A 21,190-nucleotide genomic window follows, 5' to 3' on the forward strand; every position below is an offset into this window, starting at 1 on the left:
AGGAGCGCGCTTGCCCGCGAAGGCGGTGTGTCAGGCGGCGCTCCTGGCACAGACACACCGCGGTCGCGGGCAAGCGCGCTCCTACAGGGTTGTGTGTGTTCTGAATTGGGCTCCGGGATGCCGCTCAGGCAGTCGCGCTGAATCCTCGGCAAACAGCTTCTGGCGCAGGGTGCCGTGTTCGTAGGCGGTCTTGTAGGAGCCACGCCTTTGCAGCTCGGGGATCACCAGGTCGATGAAATCCTCATAGCTCTCCGGGGTGACGATGCGGGTCAGGTTGAAGCCGTCCAGGCCTGTCTCGGCGATCCAGGATTCCAGTTCGTCGGCCACCTGCTGCGGCGAGCCGATCACCGTGATGTACCGCCCGCCCAAGGCGTGCTGGTCCAGCAGTTTGCGGCGGGTCCAGTCGTTGTTCTTGAGGATCTTCGTCGCCGATTGAATGGCGTTGCTCTTGACGTGCTGGATCGGCTCGTCGAGTTCGTATTCAGAGAAATCGATGGCAGTGGACGCCGAAAAATGCGCCAGCCCTGCCTCGGCGCTGGCGTATCCCAGGTATTCGGCGTGCTTGGCCCGAGCCGCCTCCTCGGTGGCGCCGACGATCACGTTCAGCCCCATGAACACCTTGATGTCGTCCGGGTTGCGGCCGGCTGCCACGGCGCTGGCGCGTACCTTGTCGACCTGCTCGCGGGTCGCGGCCTTGTTCTGCCCACTGATGAACACGCACTCGGCGTTGTTGCCGGCGAACGCCAGGCCCCGCTCCGAGCTGCCAGCCTGAAACAGCACCGGCGTGCGTTGTGGCGAAGGCTCGCACAGGTGGTAGCCCTCGACCTGGTAGAACTCGCCGCTGTGGCGCACGTAGTGCACTTTTTCCGGCTGCGCATACACGCGCCTGGCACGGTCCTCGATCACTGCATCGTCTTCCCAGCTGCCTTCCCAGAGCTTGTAGAGCACTTCGAGGTACTCGTCGGCCTGGTCGTAGCGGCGGTCGTGCTCGATCTGCTCCGTCAGGCCCATGGCCTTGGCGGCGCTGTCCAGGTAGCCGGTGACGATGTTCCAGCCCACCCGGCCGCGCGTCAGGTGATCGAGGGTCGACATGCGCCGGGCGAACAGATAGGGCGCCTCGTAGGTGAGGTTGGCGGTCAGGCCGAACCCCAGGTGCCTGGTGACCGCTGCCATGGCCGAGACCAGCAGCAGCGGATCGTTGACGGGTAGCTGGATCGACTCCTTCAACGGCACGTCGATGGATTTCTGGTAGACGTCGTAGACGCCGACGATGTCCGCGATGAATAGGCCGTCGAAGAGTCCGCGCTCAAGCAGTTGTGCAAGATTCGTCCAGTAGTCGAGCGTCTTGTACTGGGTCGAGGTGTCCCGTGGATGGGTCCAGAACCCGTGGTTGATATGGCCGATGCAGTTCATGTTGAACGCATTGAGCAGGATTTTTTTCTTGCTCATGGGCGGGTAGCCCCCTGAGCGCGGGCACTTTGGTGGTTGTACGTGACCATTGGAACCTCAATTCGATACCGCTTGAGCGGCAGGAAAACTGAATGGGGTCCGGTGGTCCGGTTCATATACCCTAATCGCTTATAAAAAATTACAGAACTAACATTTCGGAATAACCATAGAAGGGAGCATCGACGCTTTCCGCCCTGTCATGCATCGTCATCCCGGATGCCATCGACGCCCACCCGGATCGACCTGGCCGGCGCCCAGCGCGAGTTGTTGCCGACCCGGTCGATGACGCAATAGGTCACCTCCTGATGCAGGTCTTCCCCGGCTTCCCGTATCAGTTCAGCCGGGACGTGGACGTCGATAGCCTTGCCGACCTGATGCTCGGTGAGTACCGGCAGGTCCATCCGGATATCCCCCCAGCGCAATGTGATTTCGTCGTAAGCCTGCATGTTGGGATAACCGGCGATGGTGATGTCGACGCCGCGTTCGAGTTGCTGTGTACTCAGGCCATCACGCATCACCGCGGTTGCAAATGTCACGGGTGCCAATCCCTGATTTTCCTCCCCGTCGGCACTCACCAAATGACCGCCAGGCATCTCCAGTTTGACCCAAAGTTTGCACGCCGGTGATTGCACGGTTTCGCTGCCGATCTTGGTTACTTTGTAGTAAGTCTTCACCTTTCCACTTTGTAGAAAACTTTCCGGAACATGTAGGACGCATGAATTCCCTATGTCGGACTCGGATAACAGTTTTGATGCGACGTAACAGTCTCCCCAGAACAGTTCGATGAGGTCTGCGCATTCCATTTCGCTGTAGGCAGGGATGTGAACCACCAGGTTCGCGGCCGCCAGGGCACCAATACCGTGCTTGTTCGACTGCGGCAGACAAGGCGCCAGGAGCTGGAGGGGCGTGTGGCTGACAGGGGTCTTGATCATGTTCGAATACTCATTGGAATTAAACGACAGAAGAAGCGTTTGCCGATGTGGTTGGTCGCAAGTGCAACTTGTCAGCGGCGCCGCTAGTACAGGCCCGATGTGGAGCGAAGGCAAACATTACAAACGGTGCAATATTCAGGATTGCTATTTTCCCGAGATTATTTTCGAGGCCGTCACTGAGCTAATTGTGTTGCAGCATTTAAGTCAACAATCAAAAAGATATGAGGCTTTATTAGTGAGTGAAACAGAATGTTCCTACAGAGTTTTCTCTATCAGGGGTGCGGGCGACTGCCCTTGGGTCCTACTTACGGCTGCCATTTATCTGATGCCTACCGAAATGGGTGGGGGCGCTGTGAACCGGTTATTTGTCCGCGCGTAGAGACTCAATTGTCGGGGGGAAGGGAAAAGGCAGATGCAGGCAGGTTTGATAGAAAAACCTGATAGGAGACGCAAGCACCAACGCTCAAGGCCCCAAAAAAACTGACCTGTTCGGTGTTTGCCAAATGTTAGAAAAAAGAAAACGGCGCTCGATGGCGCCGTTTCAAGTAGCAGAGGTGTAGGACTAGTTTCTGCTGCGTTCCAGAAACTGCCGGGTACGTTCCTCTTTGGGATTGGCGAACAACTCCTTCGCGTCGCCCTGTTCGACGATCACGCCCTTGTCGATGAACACCACGCGGTTGGCCACGTCGCGAGCGAACTTCATCTCGTGGGTGACGATGACCATCGTGCGGTTTTCCTCGGCCAGGGCGCGAATGGCACTGAGCACCTCGCCCACCAGTTCCGGGTCGAGGGCCGAGGTGGGTTCGTCGAACAGAATCACCTCAGGCTCCATCGCCAGCGCACGGGCAATCGCCACGCGCTGTTGCTGCCCGCCGGACAGGCGCCGTGGGTAGGCGTCTTCCTTGCCTGCCAGGCCGACCTTGGCCAACAGTTTGCGGCCCAGTTCGATGGCCTGTTCACGCGGCACCTTCTTGACCACGGTCGGGCCTTCGATGACGTTTTCCAGCGCGGTGCGATGGGGGAACAGGTTGAAGTTCTGGAACACGAAGCCCACGTGCTGGCGCAACTGGCGGATCAGTGCGGTTTGCTGGCTCAGCGGCTTGCTGCCGTCGATCCTGATGTCACCCACAGTGATGGTGCCACTGGTCGGTTCCTCAAGCAGGTTCAGGCAGCGCAGCAGGGTGGTCTTGCCCGAGCCGCTGGGGCCGATGATCGCCACCACCTCGCCCGGCTGTACCTTGAGATCGATGCCCTTGAGCACCTGGTTGCCCTTGAATTCCTTGGTCAGTTTCTCAACCGTGATCATGCCTCAGGACTCCTGATCATGGCGGTTGACCCGCGATTCAAGACGGTTCTGGAAGTGCGCGAGCACACTGCACAGTACCCAGTAGATCAACGCAACGGTGATGTACATGGTGAAGACTTCCAGGGTTCTGGAAGAGATCAACTGCGCCTGGCGGAACACTTCCGGCACCTGGATGGTGGCGGCCATGGCCGTGTCCTTGACCAGCGAAATGAAGCTATTGCCCAACGGCGGCAACGCCGTGCGTGCGGCTTGCGGCAGGATCGCCCGGCGCATGGTCTGGGCACGGGTCATGCCGATACTGGCGGCCGCTTCCCATTGGCCCTTGTCCACGGCACCGATGGCCGAACGCAGGATTTCGCAGGCGTAGGCGGCCATGTTCAACGACAGACCGATCAAGGCTGCGCTGATGGCATCCAGTTCGATGCCCAGGTCAGGCAAGCCGTAATAGATCACGAATAGCTGCACCAGCAGGGGCGTGCCGCGAAAGAACGACACATAGACCCGCGCGATGGCGCTGATGATCCAGACCTTGGACAGACGCATCAGTGCCAGGCCGAAGCCCAGCACCAATCCGAAAAACATTCCGCCCAGGCTCAAGCCAACGGTGTAGTACGCGCCCTTGAGCAGAAAGGGCGCGGAGTCCAGCGCGAGCTGAATGCTCTCTGAAATCATTTGGTCACGTCAGCCTTGAAGTACTTCTCGGACAGCTTGGCCAGGGTGCCGTCGGCGCGCAGTTTGTCGATGGCCTTGTTCAGGGCTTCCAGCAGCTCAGGCTCGCCCTTGCGCAGTGCGATACCGGCTTCCTGACGGGAGAACGCGGGGCCGGAGATGGCCAGGTTGTCCTTGGTCTTGGTGATCAGGTCCAGTGCGGCCAGGCGGTCAACCAGAATGGCGTCGATACGGCCGACTTTCAGGTCCTGGTACTTGGTCGGATCATCGTCGTAGGTCTTGACGATGGCGCCCGGCACGTTTTCCTTGAGCCACTGTTCATAGTTTGTGCCCAGGCCCACGCCGACCTTCTTGTTGTCCAGGTCCTTTGGCGTCGGGAACTTGTTTTCGTCCTTCTTCTGCACCAGCGCCTGGATACCCGAGACGGTGTAGGGTTCGGAGAAGTCGTATTTCTTCTTGCGCTCGTCGGAGATGGTCACCTGATTGACCACCACATCCAGACGCTTGGATTCCAGCGCTGCCAGGATGCCGGCCCATGGGGTGGCGCTCAGCTTGACCTTGACGCCCAGCTCCTTGGCCAGCGCTTCAGAGAACTCGACCTCGAAACCGGTCAGCTTGCCGTCTTCACCCACGAAGCTGAAAGGCGGGTAGGTGCCTTCCAGGCCGACGTTGAGGGTGCCGTTCTTTTTGATGGTCGCCAGTTGCTCGCCAGCGACGGCCTGAGTCACCAGGCCGGTGCCCAGCACCAGACCCAGGGCCGATAGCAGGAAGGTACGACGGATAGCAGACATGTTCATGTGAGTCCCCTGTTTTTAATTGGTATGTCAGGTTAGCGTCAGACCTGACGAAACTACTGTGGCACCGCGTGTTTATCCAGCTTTTTTAGCGCGCTTGGCGGGTGCTGGCGTGAATCATATGAGGCGTTGGTTAGGATTAAAAATAATTAAAAATGAATCGCTTATCTTGTTTTTGAATATAGAACTTTGCACAACCAGATGACACGACACCTTCCCGTAGCAGCACGGCTTGCCGACGGGGGCGTCGTGTCAGGCAATGCAGTATCGATTGACCCACCGCGCCCGCCGGCAAGCCGTGCTGCTACGGGGTGCTGATCAACCGGAGAACACATCCGGGTACGCGAACAGCGCAGGCGCGCCGCCGGTGTGCAGGAAGATCACCGGGCCGTCGTCCAGGCGATGGCGGCCGATGCCATCCAGCAGCCCGGCCATGGCCTTGCCGGTGTACACCGGGTCCAGCAACAGGCCTTCCTGGCTGGCCAGCAGCTTGACCGCCGCCAGCGTGCCAGCGTTGGGCTCGCCATAACGCGGGCCGTAATACTCGTCCCACAGTTGCACCTTGAACGCCTGGGGCAGCGATGTGCCCAGCAGTTCCACGGTGCGCTCGGCCAGGCCCTGAACCTTGGGTGCCTGGGTTTCTTCCGGGCGCGAGACCGTCACGCCAATCACCGGCAATTGCGGCAAGGCTTCGGCCAAAGCGAGCGCCAGACCGCTGTGGGTACCGGCGCTGCCGGAGGCGAGCACCACGGCGGCGAAATCAACGCCTGTGGCCTTGATCTGCTCGGCCAGCTCGAAGCCTGCCCGCACATAACCCAGGGCCCCCAGCGCATTTGAGCCACCGATGGGCACCAGATACGGTTTCTTGCCGCTGGCCTGCAAGCGCGCGGCCAGGGCCTGGAGCAGCTCGTCGGCGTTGTCCAGGTTTTCCACCAGCTCGACCTTGGCGTCGAGCAGATCCAGCAGCAGGCGGTTGCCGTTGCCCAGGTAGTTGCTGTCATCCGTGGCGATCGGATTTTCCAGCAGCGCAACGCAACCCAGCCCCAGTTTGGCGGCCAGTGCCGCAGTCTGGCGAACGTGGTTGGACTGGATCGCGCCTGCGGTGATCAGTGTGTCGGCGCCTAACGCCTGCGCATCGGCAGCCAGGTATTCGAGCTTGCGCAGCTTGTTGCCGCCCATCGCCAGCGGCGTGATGTCGTCGCGCTTCACATAGATGTCGCGGCCGGCCCAGGCCGACAGGCGCTCGAGCTTTTCAAGTGGCGTTGGCGCGCCCAGCAGTTCCAGGCGATTGAAGCGGTCGAGCTGTTGTTTGATCATGATGATGTCGGTACGTCTTGCGAGTGAGTCGCTGGACTATAGGCAGACCCTTCCTGCAGGGCAACCTGACCGATCGCTGATGACTGCGGGTTATGACCTCACGAAAATTGTTATTTTTTTGCCCTGAATGATTGCCGTAGAGTGATCCAACCTTCGGCCATGTCCAGCCTGACGAGCCGTCGAACTGAGGAGAAATCTGCGTGAGCACTATTCCTGAACTGTCCCCGCAAGACTGTGCCCAGGGCGTGACCGGCCATTGGCAATTGCAGCGGATCGTTGGTGAGTTGCGCGCCGCACGTGATGACTGGCGCACCCGCAACGGTCGCATCAGTGGCGAGAAAGGCGGCCGCGAGCTGCCTTCGCGCGAGGCCCTGCGCGACATCCTGGAAGCCTTGTGTGGTGCGTTGTTCCCGATGCGTCTGGGGCCGGTTGACCTGCGCGAGGAAAGCGAAGACTTCTACGTGGGCCACACACTGGACGTGGCGCTCAATTCCCTGCTGGCCCAGGCGCGCCTTGAGCTGCGTTATGTCGCTCGCCAGCGTGGCGAAGACGCCAGTTGCGCCGACGTGCACGCCGAGCGGCTGATTCAGGATTTCGCCAGTGCGCTGCCGGGCATCCGCCGGATCCTCGATACCGACGTGCTGGCCGCCTATCACGGTGACCCGGCGGCGCGCAGTGTCGATGAGGTGTTGCTGTGCTACCCGGGCATTCTGGCGATCATTCATCACCGCCTGGCCCACCACCTGTACCTCAACGGCCTGCCGCTGCTGGCGCGGATCAGCTCGGAGCTGGCGCACTCGGCCACCGGTATCGACATCCACCCTGGGGCCAGGATCGGCCCGAGCTTCTTCATCGATCACGGCACCGGTGTGGTGATCGGCGAGACGGCGATCATCGGCGAGCGCGTGCGCATCTATCAGGCCGTGACCCTGGGCGCCAAGCGCTTCCCGGCCGATGAAGACGGCCAGTTGCAGAAGGGCCATGCGCGCCATCCGATCGTTGAGGATGACGTGGTGATCTATGCCGGGGCGACCATTCTGGGACGCATCACCATCGGCCAGGGCTCGACCATTGGCGGTAACGTCTGGCTGACCCGCGGCGTGCCGGCGGGCAGCAACGTCAACCAGGCGAACCTGCAGCATGATGACGGGACGCAGAAGTAAATCCCTCTCTGATCTTTTGATGGTTCCCACGCTCTGCGTGGTAACCATCATGTGACGCTCCGCGTCGAAGACCGCCTGTAGGAGCGCGCTTGGTCTGGGCCGCATCCGGACGACGGCGGTGTGTCAGGCGACATATTCATGACAGATATACCGCGGTCGCGGGCAAGCGCGCTCCTACGGGACGTGGTGCGGCGGGTCTCATGTGTACCCGTCAGTCCCTCCAATTGGTCCTCCACCCCCTATCCATGTTTTAATTGAACGTTCAATCAAGTTAAACCGGTGGTTCGCTGCCCTCACAACAGGAGGCCTACCCTTGCCGCATCAGCCTTGCATGAACGTTTCTTCCACCTTCGCAACGGTGGCCGCATGAGTGTTCCGAACGCGCAGAACAGCGCGCCGGTCCGCATGAATGCCCCCGTTTTCTACTTCGCTGCGTCCTTCATCCTGATCTTCGGGCTGGTGGTCATCAGCTTCCCCGAGGCCGCAGGCCAGTGGCTGCTCGCTGCGCAGAACTGGGCGGCCAATACCGTCGGCTGGTACTACATGCTAGCCATGACCCTGTACCTGCTGTTCGTGATCGTCACGGCGTTTTCCGGTTACGGGAAGATCAAGCTCGGTGCCGATCATGACGAACCGGAGTTCAGCTACCTGTCATGGGCCGGCATGCTGTTCGCCGCCGGGATCAGCATCACGCTGTTTTTCTTTTGCGTGTCCGAGCCGCTGACTCACTTGCAGCAACCGCCACAGGGCGCAGGCGGCACCACCGAGGCTGCACGTCAGGCCATGCAGTTGCTGTTTCTGCACTGGGGCTTGCACGGCTGGGGTGTGTTTGCGTTCGTCGGTATGGCGCTGGCGTACTTCGCCTATCGCCACAACCTGCCGCTGGCGCTACGTTCGGCGCTGTACCCACTGATCGGCAAGCGCATCAACGGGCCCATCGGTTATGCGGTGGACGGCTTCGGCATCATCGCCACCATCTTCGGCCTGGGCGCCGACATGGGTTTTGGCGTGCTGCACCTGAATTCGGGGCTGGATTACCTGTTCGGCGTGCCCCATACCCAGTGGATACAAGTTGGCCTCATCACCCTGATGATGGGCGCGGCGATCCTGGTGGCGGTGGCTGGCGTCGACAAGGGCGTGCGCGTCATGTCCGACATCAACATGCTGCTGGCCTGCGCGCTGCTGCTGTTCGTGTTGTTCGCAGGTCCCACCCAGCATTTGCTCAACACCCTGGTGCAGAACATCGGTGATTACCTCGGGGCGTTGCCGGTCAAGAGTTTCGATGTGTACGCCTATGACGGTCCCAGCGCCTGGCTGGGTGACTGGACGGTGTTCTACTGGGCCTGGTGGATCGCCTGGTCGCCGTTCGTGGGCCTGTTCATCGCGCGTATTTCGCGGGGGCGGACGATTCGCGAGTTTGTCTTCGGCGTGCTGCTGATCCCGCTCGGGTTCACCCTGGCGTGGATGTCGATCTTCGGCAACAGCGCCATCGACCAGTTGCTCAATCACGGCATGACGGCGCTGGGGCAGGCGGCCATCGACGACCCGTCCATGGCCTTGTACCTGATGCTGCAAAACTACCCGTGGAGCAAGACCGTTATCGCGGTCACGGTGTTCATCAGCTTCGTGTTCTTCGTCACCTCGGCAGACTCCGGCACCGTGGTGCTGTCCACCTTGTCCGCCAAAGGCGGCAGCCCCGACGAAGACGGGCCGAAATGGCTGCGGGTGTTCTGGGGCGTGATGACGGCGCTGATTACCAGTGGCTTGTTGTTCTCCGGCAGCATCGATGCGCTGAAGTCGGCGGTGGTGCTGACCTCGCTGCCGTTCTCGCTGATTCTGCTGACGATGATGTGGGGGCTGCACAAGGCGTTTTACATGGAGTCCCAGCGGCAGATCGCGCAGTTGTACTCGCTGGCGCCGGTGTCCGGATCACGTCGTGGCGGCTGGCGTCAGCGCTTGAGCCAGGCGGTGCATTTCCCTTCCCGAGACGAGGTCTATCGCTTCCTCGACCAGACGGTGCGCCCGGCCATCGAGGAGGTGACGGCAGTGTTCGTGGAGAAAGGCCTGAGCGTCATCGCCCAGCCCGATCCGGTCACCCACACGGTGAGCCTGGAAATCGGCCACGGCGAAGAGCGGCCATTCATCTACCAGGTGGCGATGCGCGGGTATTTCACGCCGTCGTTCGCCCGCGCTGGGATGGGCTCGAAACAACTGAACAACCGCCGCTACTACCGCGCCGAGGTGCACCTGAGCGAGGGCAGTCAGGATTACGACTTGGTGGGTTACACCAAAGAGCAGGTCATCAACGACATCCTCGATCAGTACGAGCGGCATATGCAGTTTTTGCATTTGGTGCGATAGGCCCGGCTAGCTACTGTAGGAGCGCGCTTGCCCGCGATTGCGGTGTGTCGGTCATGGATATATTGGCTGACACAACCTTGTCGCGGGCAAGCGCGCTCCTACAGGTGCGTTAGCTGCGGGTTTGCAAATGCCCATGCAGCAACGTCAGCGCCGGGGTGTCGAGGGCTTGTGCCGCGTAGCACAGCCCGACCCGGCGAATCAGGCTGGGAATCGGCGCGGGGAGGGTGACGACCCCCTGATGCAGGCCGAGCATGGACGCCGGCAGCATCGCCAGCCCCGCACCCGCTGCGACCAGCCGCAACGCCAGAGTCAACGAACCGGCCACCGCAGCCACCGGTACGGCGCTGCGGGTGTAGAACTCCATCAGGCGCTGATGAGACGGATGCGAGGGGCAGGTAATCCACTGCACATCCAGCAGATCGGCCTCGCTCAACTCGGCGCGTCCAGCGAGGGCATGGGCGGCAGGCAGCGCCAGCACGAAAGTCTCTTCCCAGAGCGGCAGGAACAGCTCGTCTTCGCAGCAATCTTCTTCCACTGACAGCCGCGCATCGCCGCTGCAACCGTCCTGCAGGGTCAGTTGCAGATTGGGCACCACCCGGTAGGCCATCTCCAGAAACGCTTCCAGATGACTGGCGGCGATATCGCCCTCGACCCCGATCCCTAGCAGCAACCGGTCATTGCGCTGACGAAATTGATTGCTCAGCGCCTGGGCTTCGGCCAGCAATCGACGGGCCTGCGGGTACAGCGTGCGCGCGTCGTCGGTGACTTCCACGCCCCGAGGCATGCGCTCGAACAGCGTCGTGCCCACTGCCTCTTCCAGCTGGCGAATGGTGACCGACAGCGTGGGCTGGCTGGTGAACAGGCGTTGGGCGGCCGAAGTGATGTTGCGTTCTTCGAACACCGCGATGAACGCATTGAGTTGGCGAATATCCATATCAAGAACCGATGTCAGCCAGAGGAATAAAGCATTTTTCAGCGTAAGCGAGGGCTGAATATACTCGCTTCACTGCTTATCCATTGGCGTTTCTTATCGCTGATCCGTTCAGATACAGAAGAGAGGACCGTATGACCTATATCGCTGCCGAAAACCGCTATGAGCGCGTGCCCTATCGCCGCGTAGGCCGCAGCGGCCTGGTACTGCCGGCGCTGTCCATGGGCCTGTGGCACAACTTCGGCGACAGCACGCCGCTGGACACCCAGCGCGCCATGCTGCGTACGGCGTTCGATCTGGGCATCAACCACTTCGATCTCGCCAACAACTACGGCCCGCCCTATGGCAGCGCCGAAATCAACTTCGGGCGTCTGCTCAAGGAAGACTTCAAGCAGTACCGCGACGAGCTCATTATCTCCACCAAGGCCGGCTGGGACATGTGGCCAGGCCCGTACGGCCAGGGCGGCGGCTCGCGCAAATACGTGCTGGCAAGCCTGGATCAGAGCCTTGCGCGCATGGGCCTGGACTATGTGGATATCTTCTATTCGCATCGCTTTGACCCGGACACCCCGCTGGAAGAAACCGCAGGCGCGCTGGCCACCGCCGTGCAGCAGGGCAAGGCGCTGTACATCGGTATCTCTTCCTACTCGGGCGCCAAGACGCGGGAAATCGCAGGGCTTCTGAAAGAGTGGAAAGTGCCGCTGCTGATTCACCAACCGGCGTACAACATGCTCAACCGCTGGGTGGAGAAGGACTTGCTGGACACCACCGAAGAGCTGGGCTCCGGGGTGATTGCGTTCACGGCGCTGGCGCAGGGGCTGCTGTCGGACAAGTACCTGAACGGCATTCCGAAGGATGCGCGGGTCAATCGTCCGGGCGGAGGTTCGCTGCAGGCTTCGCACTTGTCGGAGCAGAACATCGAACATGTGCGTGCGCTGAACGAGATTGCCAAGCGTCGCGGCCAGAGCCTGGCGCAGATGGCCCTGGCCTGGACCCTACGCGACCCTCGCGTCACCTCGGCGCTGATCGGCGCGAGCCGTCCGGAGCAGATCATCGAGAACGTGGGCGCGCTGGATAACCTGGTGTTTAGCCAGGAAGAACTGGCCGAGATCGACCGGTTCGCGCAGGAAGGCGGGATCAATCTGTGGGCAAGGCCGTCGTTGGCGGAGTGATCCACCTACGGCAACGTGATTTGAAACTCCGACCGTAGCAGCACGGCTTGCCGGCGGGGGCGTCCTTGAGATCGCCCCCGCCGGCAAGCCGTGCTGCTACGGGTCAAGTGTCACGCCTTAACCCTCATCCCCTTCATCATCATCCCCGCCATCGATCTTCATGCCCAGTTCCTTGATCTTGCGGGTCAAGGTGTTGCGGCCCCAGCCCAGCAGCACGGCGGCGTCGCGACGGCGGCCTGCGGTGTGCTTGAGAGCTGTCTCGATCATGATGCGTTCGAAGGTCGGCACTGCGCTGTCCAGCAGGCTGGACTGCCCGCGTGCCAGCGCTTGGTCGGCCCACTGACGCAGTGCCTGCTCCCAGTTGGTCACCGGCGCTGCGTCTTGGGGCAGGCTCAGCAGTTCAGGTGGCAGGTCGCTGATGTGCACTTCGCGACCCGACGCCATGACCGTGATCCAGCGGCAGGTGTTTTCCAGCTGGCGCACGTTGCCTGGCCATGGCAGGTGCTTGAGGTATTCCTCGGTCTCGGCCTTGAGCAGCTTGGGCTCTACCGCCAGTTCCTGCGCCGCGCGGCTGAGGAAATGCTTGGCCAGGGTCGGGATGTCTTCGCGACGGTCCGACAGGCGCGGAATGTGGATGCGGATCACGTTCAGACGGTGAAACAAGTCCTCACGGAATTTGCCGGCCTGCACCAGGGTTTCCAGATTCTGGTGAGTCGCGGCGATGATGCGCACGTCCACTTTGACCGGCACATGGCCGCCCACGCGATAGAACTCGCCGTCAGCCAGGACGCGCAGCAGGCGGGTCTGGGTGTCGGCCGGCATGTCGCCGATCTCATCGAGAAACAGCGTGCCGCCATCGGCCTGTTCGAAACGGCCGCGACGCAGGTTGGCAGCGCCGGTGAACGCGCCTTTTTCGTGACCGAACAGCTCGGATTCCATCAGGTCCTTCGGAATCGCCGCCATGTTCAGGGCAATGAACGGCGAGGCCGAACGCGGGCTGTGGCGATGCAGCGCATGGGCCACCAGCTCTTTACCAGTGCCGGATTCACCGTTGATGAGCACGGTGATGTTGGAGTGGCTCAGGCGGCCGATGGCACGAAACACTTCCTGCATCGCCGGCGCTTCGCCGATGATTTCCGGGGTGCGGGTCAGGGTCGGCGCAACGTCCATGCCCTGTTGTTCCTGGGCGTGCTGGTTGGCGCGCTTGACCAGCGCCACCGCCTCATCGACGTCGAACGGCTTGGGCAGGTATTCGAAGGCACCACCTTGATAGGACGCCACGGCGCTGTCCAGGTCCGAATGCGCCGTCATGATGATGACCGGCAGGCGCGGGTGCTGTTCGCGGATGCGGGCCAGCAGATCCAGGCCGCTGGCGCCGGGCATGCGAATGTCGGAGATGATGACATCCGGCTGCTGGCGCGCCAGGCGGCTCATCACGCCATCGGCGCTGTCGAAGCTCTGCGTGGTCATGCCTTCTTGCTGCAAGGCCTTTTCCAGTACCCAGCGGATGGAACGGTCGTCATCGACGATCCAGACAGTTTCACTACGGCTCATGTCGAAGCTGCTCCTTGTTCCAGCGGCAGGAAGATCGAGAAAGTGGTGTGGCCAGGATGGCTGTCACACTCGATCAGCCCCTGGTGCTGACTGATAATGTTCTGGGTGATGGCAAGGCCCAGCCCGGTACCGTCCGGGCGGCCGCTGACCATTGGGTAGAAAATGGTTTCCTGAAGTTCCTGAGGAATGCCGGGACCGTTGTCGATGATCTCGATCTTGCTCACCAGGCGATGGCGCACGTGGCCGATGGTGAACTGGCGCATGGCCCGGGTGCGCAGGCTGATGCGGCCCAGGCGCAGCTCGTTCTGCCCGCTGATGGCCTGCATCGCGTTGCGCACGATATTGAGCACGGCCTGAATCATCTGCTCGCGGTCGATCAGGACGTCAGGAATGCTTGGGTCATAGTCGCGCACCAAAGTGATGCAGCCCTGGCTTTCGGCCTCCACCAGGCTGCAGACGCGCTCCAGCACTTCGTGGACGTTGGTCATCGCCAGCGACGGCAGCTTGTTCGAACCCAGCATGCGGTCGACCAGATTACGCAGACGGTCGGCCTCTTCGATGATGACGTTGGTGTAGTCCTTCAGGCCCTCGTCGGGGAGCTCGCGGGACAGCAGTTGTGCCGCGCCGCGAATCCCGCCCAGCGGGTTCTTTATTTCGTGAGCCAGGCCACGCACCAGCATCTTGGTGGTTTCCTGCTTGGACAGTTGCGCCTCTTCCTTGGTGATCCGCAGGAGGCGGTCACGGGGGTGCACTTCCAGCAGCAGCAGGGTTTCGCCTTGGGACAGGATCGGCGTCACGGCGTAATCGACCGTCAGCGTCTGGCCGGTCAGCGCGGTCAGCATCGCCTCGCGCTTGGTGAACGGATGCGCTTGCTCTACCGCCTGACGCAGCGAACTCAAGGCTTCGGCGGATTCGGTGAACAGCTCGCTGATGAACTGCCCATGGCTGCGCTGGCCGCTGATGGCGAGCAGCATTTCGGCCGCCGGGTTCATGTACTCAAGGCGCAGATCCGAATTGAGCAGAATCGTGGCAGTGGTCAGGTTGTCGAGCAGCAGTCGGTGCAACGTATCGCTGATAGTCATGAATCTCGTTGACCTCTTTTGGCACATCGCACTGGGGCAAGCCCGAAAGTGCAGGCTCTGGTTGGTCTTGGCCAGCGTGGAAAAGCCACTGATTCAGGGGCGTATTCCTCGCATATTCGCTGGAAAATGCAAAAACCAAACCAAGCTCCGAAAAGAAGCGTTGGCCGAGTCATTTCGGGCCTTTTCTGCACTTTTTGATCGAGCGGGCGGCCGAGTGGCGCAATTTGTGACCCAAAATGGTGTTTTGGTCAGGTCGCTCGTTCAGCTTATGCACCATTTTGGAGCTTAGACCCTGAAAGGGGCGCCATCAGAAAAAAGGCAGGATGCTGCTTTTCTCTTCAGGCGGCTTGTCCTTGAGCGGGCATTCGGGGCGCACGCCGTAGTCGTCCGTCTTGCACGGTTGAGCCAGACGTTTCTGCGCCAGCGAGATGCGCATCATGTGAAAAGGTTGATTGGGCGTGCGCTCGACCACCCGCCCAAACTCGTCGACGATTTCGATGGACAACTGGTGGGTGCCGCGGTCGATGTTGGTCATCGGGAACACCGGGCTGCGTCCCTGCTCGCTGAAGGTATTGCCGTCCAGCAAGAGGCGATAGGTATGGCGTGATTGCAGTTCGGGATCGTTGGTGACGGTCACGATCAGGTTGCCCTGGATGTCCCGGATGGTGCTGTCCGGTTCCGGGGCGAGAATGCGCAGCAACTGGTAACGAAACAGCGGCCCGGGTTGCGGTTTGCTGCTGGCTGCCTGGCGAGGGGCCTTGGGGGCAGCCTTGATCTGGTTGCTGGGGGCGATATCGACCTTCTTCGCGCCACGGTGGGGCTGGTCGGTGTAGACCCTGTTCCCCTCGGCATCGACGTAGGTGTACACATCGGCCACGGCCAGTTGGCAGCAGAGCATCAGCAGGCAGGCGAGGACTGTTCCGAATCGCTTCACATCAAGGCTTGCCGACATGGACCCGCTGCACTGTCAGGTTGATGGTCTGGCTTTGCTGGATCGCCTGGTTGCCTTGGAGTACTGCCACCGAGAGGCTGTGTTCGCCACGGTCGATTTCCATCACCTGCATGCGCGGCACGTTGGTCGGCTGGCCGTAAGGCTTGCCGTCGATGATCAGTTGCAGCAGATGGCCCTGTTGCAGGCGCGGCTGAATCGCCACGCCAACGGTGAAGTTGCCGTTGTTGGCCCGAAGCGCCTCCTCGGTGGGCAGGTCGGTCAAGGCGAGCACCTGATAGGCCGCTGTGTTCTGCGGTGCCTGGCCCTGTGGCGCAGGCGCACCGGACGGGGCCGGGGGCGTGTTGGTGGGCACGCTGTTGAGCGGCGGCAGATCCACCGTCTGGGCCTTGATGCCATCGGGCGGCTGATTGGTGTACGCCGTGTTGCCGTTGGCGTCGGTGTACTTGTAGATCTGCGCGACGGCGGGCAAGGCTAAAAACAGCAGCAAAAGGGCAAGGCTTTGACGCATGACTGCTCCAGTACCACGATCAGGAGAACGACTGGTTGTGCCGCGCACGTACGACGCGCGGCACAGGCGCCAGCATAGAGCAAAGCGTGGCCATCGTGTCATTCGCGGCGAGCCTGGGCTCAGGCTTTTCCGGGGGCACTGCACAGGGTAGCCGTGGCGGTCTGCATTGCGGTCACGATGATCGGGTCTGATGTGTGACGGTGTATTTCCGCCTGTACCCAGTCCGGGCAGGCGGCGTCATGTTGCCAGGGCAGGAAGGCTGCGTACTTCTGCATCATCACCGGTTGCAGGGTGTCGAGACGGGCGCGAATACCTTGAAAGGCGCTGGCGGCGGGCTCGGCGGGAACCTGCGCGGTCGCGTGCCACTGGGCGATGCGGGCGTACTGCACCTGCTTGTTGGCTTCGATTTGCGCGGTCATGAAGCGACGTACATCGTCCTTGGCCAAACCGTAGGCCGTGGCCTGATTTTCGGCATTGAGGATCACCTGCTGCTCGCGCTCGCTGTCCTGCACCGCCTTGCCGCTGTACCACTTGCTCAGCGCGACATCGTTGGCCACTTCCGCCCGCTGGCCCAGGGCATCGATCAGGGGGCGCAGCGCTGCAGGCGCGGGGGACGTCGCCGTGGCGCAGCCTGAGATCAGGACCAGGGTCGTGAGGATGTAGGCGATGGGCTTGAACATGTCGGGGTCCTTCTTGAGGGGGAAAGCGCGTCGTGCCGTGCTGGCGATTATCCCCTGATCATTCGGTGAGTGTGCGATATCAGGATATTGCCCTTGATAGCGCGTTTTATGCTGCGGACAAAATCGCGGGCATAAAAAAGGCCTCCCGAAGGAGGCCTCTTTCAAATCACGCGGCTTGCGCCAGCGTCACCGGATCAGCAGCTGTAGTACAGCTCGTATTCCAGTGGGTGTACGAAGGTACGTACCTTGATTTCTTCTTCCGATTTCAGAGCGATGTAGGCATCGATGAAGTCGTCGCTGAAAACGCCGCCCTTGGTCAGGAACGCACGGCCTTTGTCCAGCTCTTCCAGGGCTTCTTTCAGGCTGCCGCAAACTTGTGGGATCTCTTTGGCCTCTTCAGGCGGCAGGTCGTACAGGTTCTTGTCAGCAGCATCGCCTGGGTGGATCTTGTTCTGGATACCGTCCAGGCCGGCCATCAGCAGAGCTGCGAAAGCCAGGTATGGGTTGGCAGCCGGATCCGGGAAGCGAGCTTCGATACGACGGCCACGTGGGCTGGAGACGTAAGGAATGCGGATCGAGGCGGAACGGTTGCGAGCCGAGTAGGCCAGCATCACTGGAGCTTCGAAACCTGGGACCAGACGCTTGTAGGAGTTGGTCGACGGGTTGGTGAAGCCGTTCAGTGCCTTACCGTGCTTGATGATACCGCCGATGAAGTACAGAGCGGTGTCGGACAGGCCGGCATAGCCTTCGCCAGCGAAGGTGTTCTTGCCATCTTTGGCGATGGACATGTGAACGTGCATACCCGACCCGTTGTCGCCGTACAGAGGCTTAGGCATGAAGGTAGCGGTGCGGCCGTAAGCGTCGGCAACGTTGTGTACAACGTACTTCAGGGTCTGAACTTCGTCAGCCTTCTTCACCAGGGTGTTGAAGCGGGTGCCGATTTCGTTCTGGCCAGCGGTTGCCACTTCGTGGTGGTGAACTTCGACGACCTGGCCCATTTCTTCCAGGGCGTTGCACATTGCGGTGCGGATTTCGTGGTCGTGGTCGAACGGAGGAACAGGGAAGTAACCACCCTTGACGCCAGGACGGTGGCCTTTGTTGCCGCCTTCGACGTCCTGGTCGGACATCCAGGAGCCTTGTTCGGAGAAGATCTTGAACATGGAGCCGGAGATGTCGGACTTGAACTTCACTTCGTCGAAGATGAAGAATTCTGGCTCTGGGCCTGCGAATACGGTGTCACCGATGCCGGTGGTCTTCAGGTACTCTTCGGCGCGGTGAGCGATGGCGCGTGGGTCGCGGTCGTAACCTTGCATGGTCGAAGGTTCGATGATGTCGCAAACCAGGATCAGGGTCGGCTCTTCGGTGAACGGGTCCAGAACGGCGGTTTCGTCGTCTGGCAGCAGGATCATGTCGGAGGCTTCGATGCCTTTCCAGCCGGAGATGGACGAACCGTCGAACATTTTGCCGACTTCAAAGAAGTCATCTTCCAGCGCATCGCGAGCAGGCATGGTCACGTGGTGCTGAGTACCTTTGGTGTCCGTGAAGCGCAGATCAATCCACTTAACGTCATGATCTTTGATGAGTTGAACCGACTTCGACATGTTGTCCTCCGGGGTGGATTAGGGCGGGTAGTTGTGGGCCCTTAAATTTGGGTGATGCCGGGCGCGAATAGTCGGCCAAGGCAACCTGCCTCACAAGGGAGCAATTTGCATGCCAGTGCCCCGTCATGGGTTTTTCCGCGAAAACCACCTGTTTTAGGGCGTTAAACGTCGCAATTGTGAAAATCAATGCACCTTATTGGTGCTCATGGATTGTATACAGTGCCATTTTGGTGCGCTGATGATTGGCTGTGAGATAGTTGGTCAAACCTTGAGCAATTTCCGCTATAATCCGCGCCCCCCTTTTTCGACCGGCACCTCGCGCGCTGTTTTCATGAAACTAATCGTTAAAGTTTTCCCGGAAATCACCATCAAAAGCCGGCCTGTACGCAAGCGCTTCATCAAGCAGCTGGCCAAGAACATCCGCACCGTGCTCCGTGATCTGGACCCGGCGCTGGTGGTCGATGGCGTGTGGGACAACCTCGAGGTCGAAACCAGGGTCGAGGACGCGAAAATTTTGCACGAAATGACCGAGCGCCTGAGCTGCATGCCCGGCATCGCGCATTTCCTGCAGGTCGATCAGTACCCGCTGGGCGACATGGACGACATCTATGAGAAGTGCAAACTGCACTTCGGCGATGCCCTGCCCGGCAAGATTTTCTCGGTACGCTGCAAGCGCGGCGGCCACCATGACTTCAGCTCCATGGACGTCGAGCGCTACGTGGGCAGCAAGCTGCGTCGCGAGTGCGGTGCGGCCGGCATCTCCCTCAAGGACCCCGAGGTCGAGGTGCGGATCGAAGTCCGCGACCAGCGCCTGTACGTGATCCACAGCCAGCACAACAGCATCGGCGGTTACCCGCTGGGCTCGCTGGAGCAGACCCTGGTACTGATGTCCGGCGGTTTCGACTCCACGGTAGCGGCTTACCACGTGATGCGCCGCGGCCTGATGAGCCATTTCTGCTTCTTCAACCTGGGCGGCAGGGCCCATGAGCTGGGCGTGATGGAAGTCGCGCACTTCATCTGGAAGAAGTACGGCAGTTCCCAGCGCGTGCTGTTCGTCAGCGTACCGTTCGAGGAAGTTCTGGGAGAAATTCTCGGAAAAGTCGATAACAGTCATATGGGCGTAGTATTGAAGCGTATGATGTTGCGCGCTGCGACCAATATTGCCGACCGGCTGGAAATCGACGCGCTGGTCACCGGCGAGGCGATTTCCCAGGTGTCCAGCCAGACGCTGCCCAACCTGTCGGTCATCGATTGCGTGACGGAAAAGCTGGTCTTGCGCCCGCTGATCGCCAGTCACAAGCAGGACATCATCGATGAGGCCGATCAGATCGGCACCGGCGCTTTTGCCCGCCACATGCCTGAATACTGCGGCGTGATTTCGGTGAACCCGAAAACGGCAGCCAAGCGCCACCGCGTCGAGCATGAAGAAAAAGAGTTCGACATGGCCGTGCTCGAGCGTGCGCTCGAAAACGCCCGTCTGGTGCCCATCGACCGCGTGATCGAGGAATTGGGCCAGGACGTCCAGGTCGAGGAAGTCAGCCAGGCCCTGGCCGGACAAGTGGTCATCGACATCCGTCACCCGGATGAAGCCGAAGACCGCCCGCTGGAGCTGGCAGGCATCGAAGTACAAACGCTGCCGTTCTTTGCATTGAACAGCCGTTTCAAGGAACTGGATGACACGCGCCAGTACCTGCTCTATTGCGACAAAGGCGTCATGAGTCGCCTGCATGCTCACCATCTGCTCAGTGAGGGGCATGCCAATGTGCGCGTTTATCGACCGAGCTAAGTGCCCGGGGCTGTTTGCCTGTGGCTTGCGTCACCGGCCCCCCGACACCAGTCGTCAGCCGTAACGGCTTTCGCCGGTTGTTCGCTTTCATAGCTGGCTACAATCAGTCAGCTCACCGAATCCTCTGATCGAGATACACAAGTGATCGAAAATCTACGTAACATCGCCATCATTGCTCACGTTGACCATGGTAAGACTACCCTCGTCGACAAGCTCCTGCGTCAGTCCGGCACTCTTGAGCGCAACGAGCTCAACGACGAACGCGTGATGGACTCCAACGACCAGGAAAAAGAGCGCGGTATTACCATTCTCGCGAAGAACACCGCGATCAACTGGAATGGCTACCACATCAACATCGTCGACACCCCTGGCCACGCCGACTTCGGCGGTGAAGTAGAGCGCGTGATGTCGATGGTCGACTCCGTTCTGCTGCTGGTCGACGCTCAAGACGGCCCTATGCCGCAAACCCGTTTCGTGACCAAGAAGGCTTTCGAAGCCGGTCTGAAGCCGATCGTCGTGATCAACAAGGTTGACCGTCCGGGCGCGCGTCCTGACTGGGTTCTGGACCAGATCTTCGACCTGTTCGACAACCTGGGTGCCACCGACGAACAGCTGGACTTCAAAGTCGTCTACGCTTCGGCCCTGAACGGCATTGCCGGTCTGGACCACACCGAAATGGGCGAAGACATGACCGCGCTGTACCAAGCGGTTGTCGACCACGTTCCAGCGCCAGCCGTTGACCGTGACGGCGCGTTCCAGATGCAGATCTCCGCTCTGGACTACAACAGCTTCCTGGGTGTTATCGGTGTTGGCCGTATCGCTCGTGGTCGCGTCAAGCCGAACACCCCGGTTGTCGCTATCAGCGCCGACGGCAAGCGCCGCAACGGCCGTATCCTGAAGCTGATGGGTCACCAAGGCCTGCACCGCGTGGAC

18 protein-coding genes are annotated in these 21,190 nt (G+C 60.7%); 5 read left to right on the forward strand and 13 right to left on the reverse strand.

Annotated features, from left to right (window positions below):
• Nucleotides 1-81: 81 nt before the first annotated feature.
• The 6 genes from ACIPO9_RS24575 to ACIPO9_RS24600 all read right to left on the reverse strand — a co-directional run bounded on the left by ACIPO9_RS24575 (nucleotide 82) and on the right by ACIPO9_RS24600 (nucleotide 6,467).
• A complete protein-coding gene (locus tag ACIPO9_RS24575; RefSeq protein ID WP_400784017.1) occupies nucleotides 82-1,449 on the reverse strand; it encodes an LLM class flavin-dependent oxidoreductase in 1,368 nt (455 codons plus the stop codon).
• 197 nt (nucleotides 1,450-1,646) lie between these two features.
• Nucleotides 1,647-2,381 carry a hypothetical protein gene (locus tag ACIPO9_RS24580; RefSeq protein WP_400784018.1) on the reverse strand — a complete coding sequence of 245 codons (735 nt, stop codon included), beginning with the start codon at nucleotides 2,379-2,381 and terminating at the stop codon, nucleotides 1,647-1,649.
• 562 nt (nucleotides 2,382-2,943) lie between these two features.
• Nucleotides 2,944-3,687 carry an L-cystine ABC transporter ATP-binding protein TcyN gene (gene tcyN, locus ACIPO9_RS24585; protein ID WP_400784020.1) on the reverse strand — a complete coding sequence of 248 codons (744 nt, stop codon included), beginning with the start codon at nucleotides 3,685-3,687 and terminating at the stop codon, nucleotides 2,944-2,946.
• A 3-nt stretch (nucleotides 3,688-3,690) separates the two neighbouring features.
• Nucleotides 3,691-4,359: a cystine ABC transporter permease gene (gene tcyL / locus ACIPO9_RS24590; RefSeq protein ID WP_274134193.1), complete on the reverse strand. Its 669-nt coding sequence runs from the start codon at nucleotides 4,357-4,359 to the stop codon at nucleotides 3,691-3,693.
• The gene (gene tcyJ, locus ACIPO9_RS24595) at nucleotides 4,356-5,153 is read right to left on the reverse strand and encodes a cystine ABC transporter substrate-binding protein (protein WP_274134194.1); all 798 of its coding nucleotides are present in this window, start codon (nucleotides 5,151-5,153) and stop codon (nucleotides 4,356-4,358) included. Before tcyJ ends, tcyL begins: the two co-directional genes overlap by 4 nt.
• A gap of 315 nt (nucleotides 5,154-5,468) precedes the next feature.
• Nucleotides 5,469-6,467, reverse strand: a complete 999-nt coding sequence (locus ACIPO9_RS24600) for a D-cysteine desulfhydrase (RefSeq protein WP_400784022.1) — start codon at nucleotides 6,465-6,467, stop codon at nucleotides 5,469-5,471.
• Between the two features lie 200 nt (nucleotides 6,468-6,667).
• Between ACIPO9_RS24600 and epsC the strand changes: the two genes are divergently transcribed.
• The gene (gene epsC, locus ACIPO9_RS24605) at nucleotides 6,668-7,630 is read left to right on the forward strand and encodes a serine O-acetyltransferase EpsC (protein ID WP_400784024.1); all 963 of its coding nucleotides are present in this window, start codon (nucleotides 6,668-6,670) and stop codon (nucleotides 7,628-7,630) included.
• Between the two features lie 366 nt (nucleotides 7,631-7,996).
• The gene (betT, locus tag ACIPO9_RS24610; protein WP_400784025.1) at nucleotides 7,997-9,991 is read left to right on the forward strand and encodes a choline transporter BetT; all 1,995 of its coding nucleotides are present in this window, start codon (nucleotides 7,997-7,999) and stop codon (nucleotides 9,989-9,991) included.
• A 109-nt stretch (nucleotides 9,992-10,100) separates the two neighbouring features.
• Here betT and ACIPO9_RS24615 read toward each other — a convergent pair whose 3' ends face one another.
• Nucleotides 10,101-10,925: a LysR family transcriptional regulator gene (locus tag ACIPO9_RS24615; RefSeq protein ID WP_400784026.1), complete on the reverse strand. Its 825-nt coding sequence runs from the start codon at nucleotides 10,923-10,925 to the stop codon at nucleotides 10,101-10,103.
• 131 nt (nucleotides 10,926-11,056) lie between these two features.
• On the opposite strand from ACIPO9_RS24615, the gene mgrA reads away from it, so the two are divergent.
• Nucleotides 11,057-12,094, forward strand: a complete 1,038-nt coding sequence (gene mgrA / locus ACIPO9_RS24620) for an L-glyceraldehyde 3-phosphate reductase (protein WP_274134199.1) — start codon at nucleotides 11,057-11,059, stop codon at nucleotides 12,092-12,094.
• 117 nt (nucleotides 12,095-12,211) lie between these two features.
• On the opposite strand, the gene ntrC is transcribed toward mgrA, so the two are convergent.
• The 6 genes from ntrC to glnA all read right to left on the reverse strand — a co-directional run bounded on the left by ntrC (nucleotide 12,212) and on the right by glnA (nucleotide 18,471).
• Nucleotides 12,212-13,648, reverse strand: a complete 1,437-nt coding sequence (gene ntrC, locus ACIPO9_RS24625; RefSeq protein ID WP_274135160.1) for a nitrogen regulation protein NR(I) — start codon at nucleotides 13,646-13,648, stop codon at nucleotides 12,212-12,214.
• On the reverse strand, nucleotides 13,645-14,730 hold the full coding sequence (gene glnL / locus ACIPO9_RS24630) for a nitrogen regulation protein NR(II) (RefSeq protein ID WP_274135162.1): 1,086 nt from the start codon (nucleotides 14,728-14,730) through the stop codon (nucleotides 13,645-13,647). Before glnL ends, ntrC begins: the two co-directional genes overlap by 4 nt.
• 307 nt (nucleotides 14,731-15,037) lie before the next feature.
• A complete protein-coding gene (locus tag ACIPO9_RS24635; protein ID WP_400784027.1) occupies nucleotides 15,038-15,682 on the reverse strand; it encodes a DUF4124 domain-containing protein in 645 nt (214 codons plus the stop codon).
• Nucleotides 15,666-16,190, reverse strand: a complete 525-nt coding sequence (locus ACIPO9_RS24640; RefSeq protein WP_400611103.1) for a DUF4124 domain-containing protein — start codon at nucleotides 16,188-16,190, stop codon at nucleotides 15,666-15,668. The genes ACIPO9_RS24635 and ACIPO9_RS24640 overlap by 17 nt, the downstream gene beginning before the upstream one ends.
• Before the next feature lie 119 nt (nucleotides 16,191-16,309).
• Nucleotides 16,310-16,870, reverse strand: a complete 561-nt coding sequence (locus ACIPO9_RS24645) for a chorismate mutase (protein WP_400784029.1) — start codon at nucleotides 16,868-16,870, stop codon at nucleotides 16,310-16,312.
• 194 nt (nucleotides 16,871-17,064) lie between these two features.
• Nucleotides 17,065-18,471, reverse strand: a complete 1,407-nt coding sequence (gene glnA / locus ACIPO9_RS24650) for a glutamate--ammonia ligase (RefSeq protein WP_400784031.1) — start codon at nucleotides 18,469-18,471, stop codon at nucleotides 17,065-17,067.
• A gap of 331 nt (nucleotides 18,472-18,802) precedes the next feature.
• On the opposite strand from glnA, the gene thiI reads away from it, so the two are divergent.
• Both thiI and ACIPO9_RS24660 read left to right on the forward strand, forming a co-directional pair.
• Nucleotides 18,803-20,257 carry a tRNA uracil 4-sulfurtransferase ThiI gene (gene thiI, locus ACIPO9_RS24655; protein WP_274135167.1) on the forward strand — a complete coding sequence of 485 codons (1,455 nt, stop codon included), beginning with the start codon at nucleotides 18,803-18,805 and terminating at the stop codon, nucleotides 20,255-20,257.
• A 141-nt stretch (nucleotides 20,258-20,398) separates the two neighbouring features.
• Nucleotides 20,399-21,190 (forward strand): GTP-binding protein (locus tag ACIPO9_RS24660; protein WP_400784032.1); only part of this gene is annotated, 792 nt, incomplete at its 3' end.

The organism is Pseudomonas sp. NPDC090203, assembly GCF_044746765.1.
GTDB classification, from domain to species: domain Bacteria; phylum Pseudomonadota; class Gammaproteobacteria; order Pseudomonadales; family Pseudomonadaceae; genus Aquipseudomonas; species Aquipseudomonas putida_AD.

What these genes read in the sequence shown, in the direction of transcription:
- tcyN (WP_400784020.1), bottom strand. Translation starts at nt 3,687, where the DNA reads ATGATCACGGTTGAGAAACTGACCAAGGAATTCAAGGGCAACCAGGTG.
- tcyJ (WP_274134194.1), bottom strand. Translation starts at nt 5,153, where the DNA reads ATGAACATGTCTGCTATCCGTCGTACCTTCCTGCTATCGGCCCTGGGT.
- ACIPO9_RS24635 (WP_400784027.1), bottom strand. Translation starts at nt 15,682, where the DNA reads ATGTCGGCAAGCCTTGATGTGAAGCGATTCGGAACAGTCCTCGCCTGC.
- thiI (WP_274135167.1), top strand. Translation starts at nt 18,803, where the DNA reads ATGAAACTAATCGTTAAAGTTTTCCCGGAAATCACCATCAAAAGCCGG.
- glnA (WP_400784031.1), bottom strand. Translation starts at nt 18,471, where the DNA reads ATGTCGAAGTCGGTTCAACTCATCAAAGATCATGACGTTAAGTGGATT.
- ACIPO9_RS24600 (WP_400784022.1), bottom strand. Translation starts at nt 6,467, where the DNA reads ATGATCAAACAACAGCTCGACCGCTTCAATCGCCTGGAACTGCTGGGC.
- ntrC (WP_274135160.1), bottom strand. Translation starts at nt 13,648, where the DNA reads ATGAGCCGTAGTGAAACTGTCTGGATCGTCGATGACGACCGTTCCATC.
- ACIPO9_RS24645 (WP_400784029.1), bottom strand. Translation starts at nt 16,870, where the DNA reads ATGTTCAAGCCCATCGCCTACATCCTCACGACCCTGGTCCTGATCTCA.
- ACIPO9_RS24615 (WP_400784026.1), bottom strand. Translation starts at nt 10,925, where the DNA reads ATGGATATTCGCCAACTCAATGCGTTCATCGCGGTGTTCGAAGAACGC.
- glnL (WP_274135162.1), bottom strand. Translation starts at nt 14,730, where the DNA reads ATGACTATCAGCGATACGTTGCACCGACTGCTGCTCGACAACCTGACC.
- betT (WP_400784025.1), top strand. Translation starts at nt 7,997, where the DNA reads ATGAGTGTTCCGAACGCGCAGAACAGCGCGCCGGTCCGCATGAATGCC.
- ACIPO9_RS24580 (WP_400784018.1), bottom strand. Translation starts at nt 2,381, where the DNA reads ATGATCAAGACCCCTGTCAGCCACACGCCCCTCCAGCTCCTGGCGCCT.
- ACIPO9_RS24575 (WP_400784017.1), bottom strand. Translation starts at nt 1,449, where the DNA reads ATGAGCAAGAAAAAAATCCTGCTCAATGCGTTCAACATGAACTGCATC.
- ACIPO9_RS24640 (WP_400611103.1), bottom strand. Translation starts at nt 16,190, where the DNA reads ATGCGTCAAAGCCTTGCCCTTTTGCTGCTGTTTTTAGCCTTGCCCGCC.
- tcyL (WP_274134193.1), bottom strand. Translation starts at nt 4,359, where the DNA reads ATGATTTCAGAGAGCATTCAGCTCGCGCTGGACTCCGCGCCCTTTCTG.
- mgrA (WP_274134199.1), top strand. Translation starts at nt 11,057, where the DNA reads ATGACCTATATCGCTGCCGAAAACCGCTATGAGCGCGTGCCCTATCGC.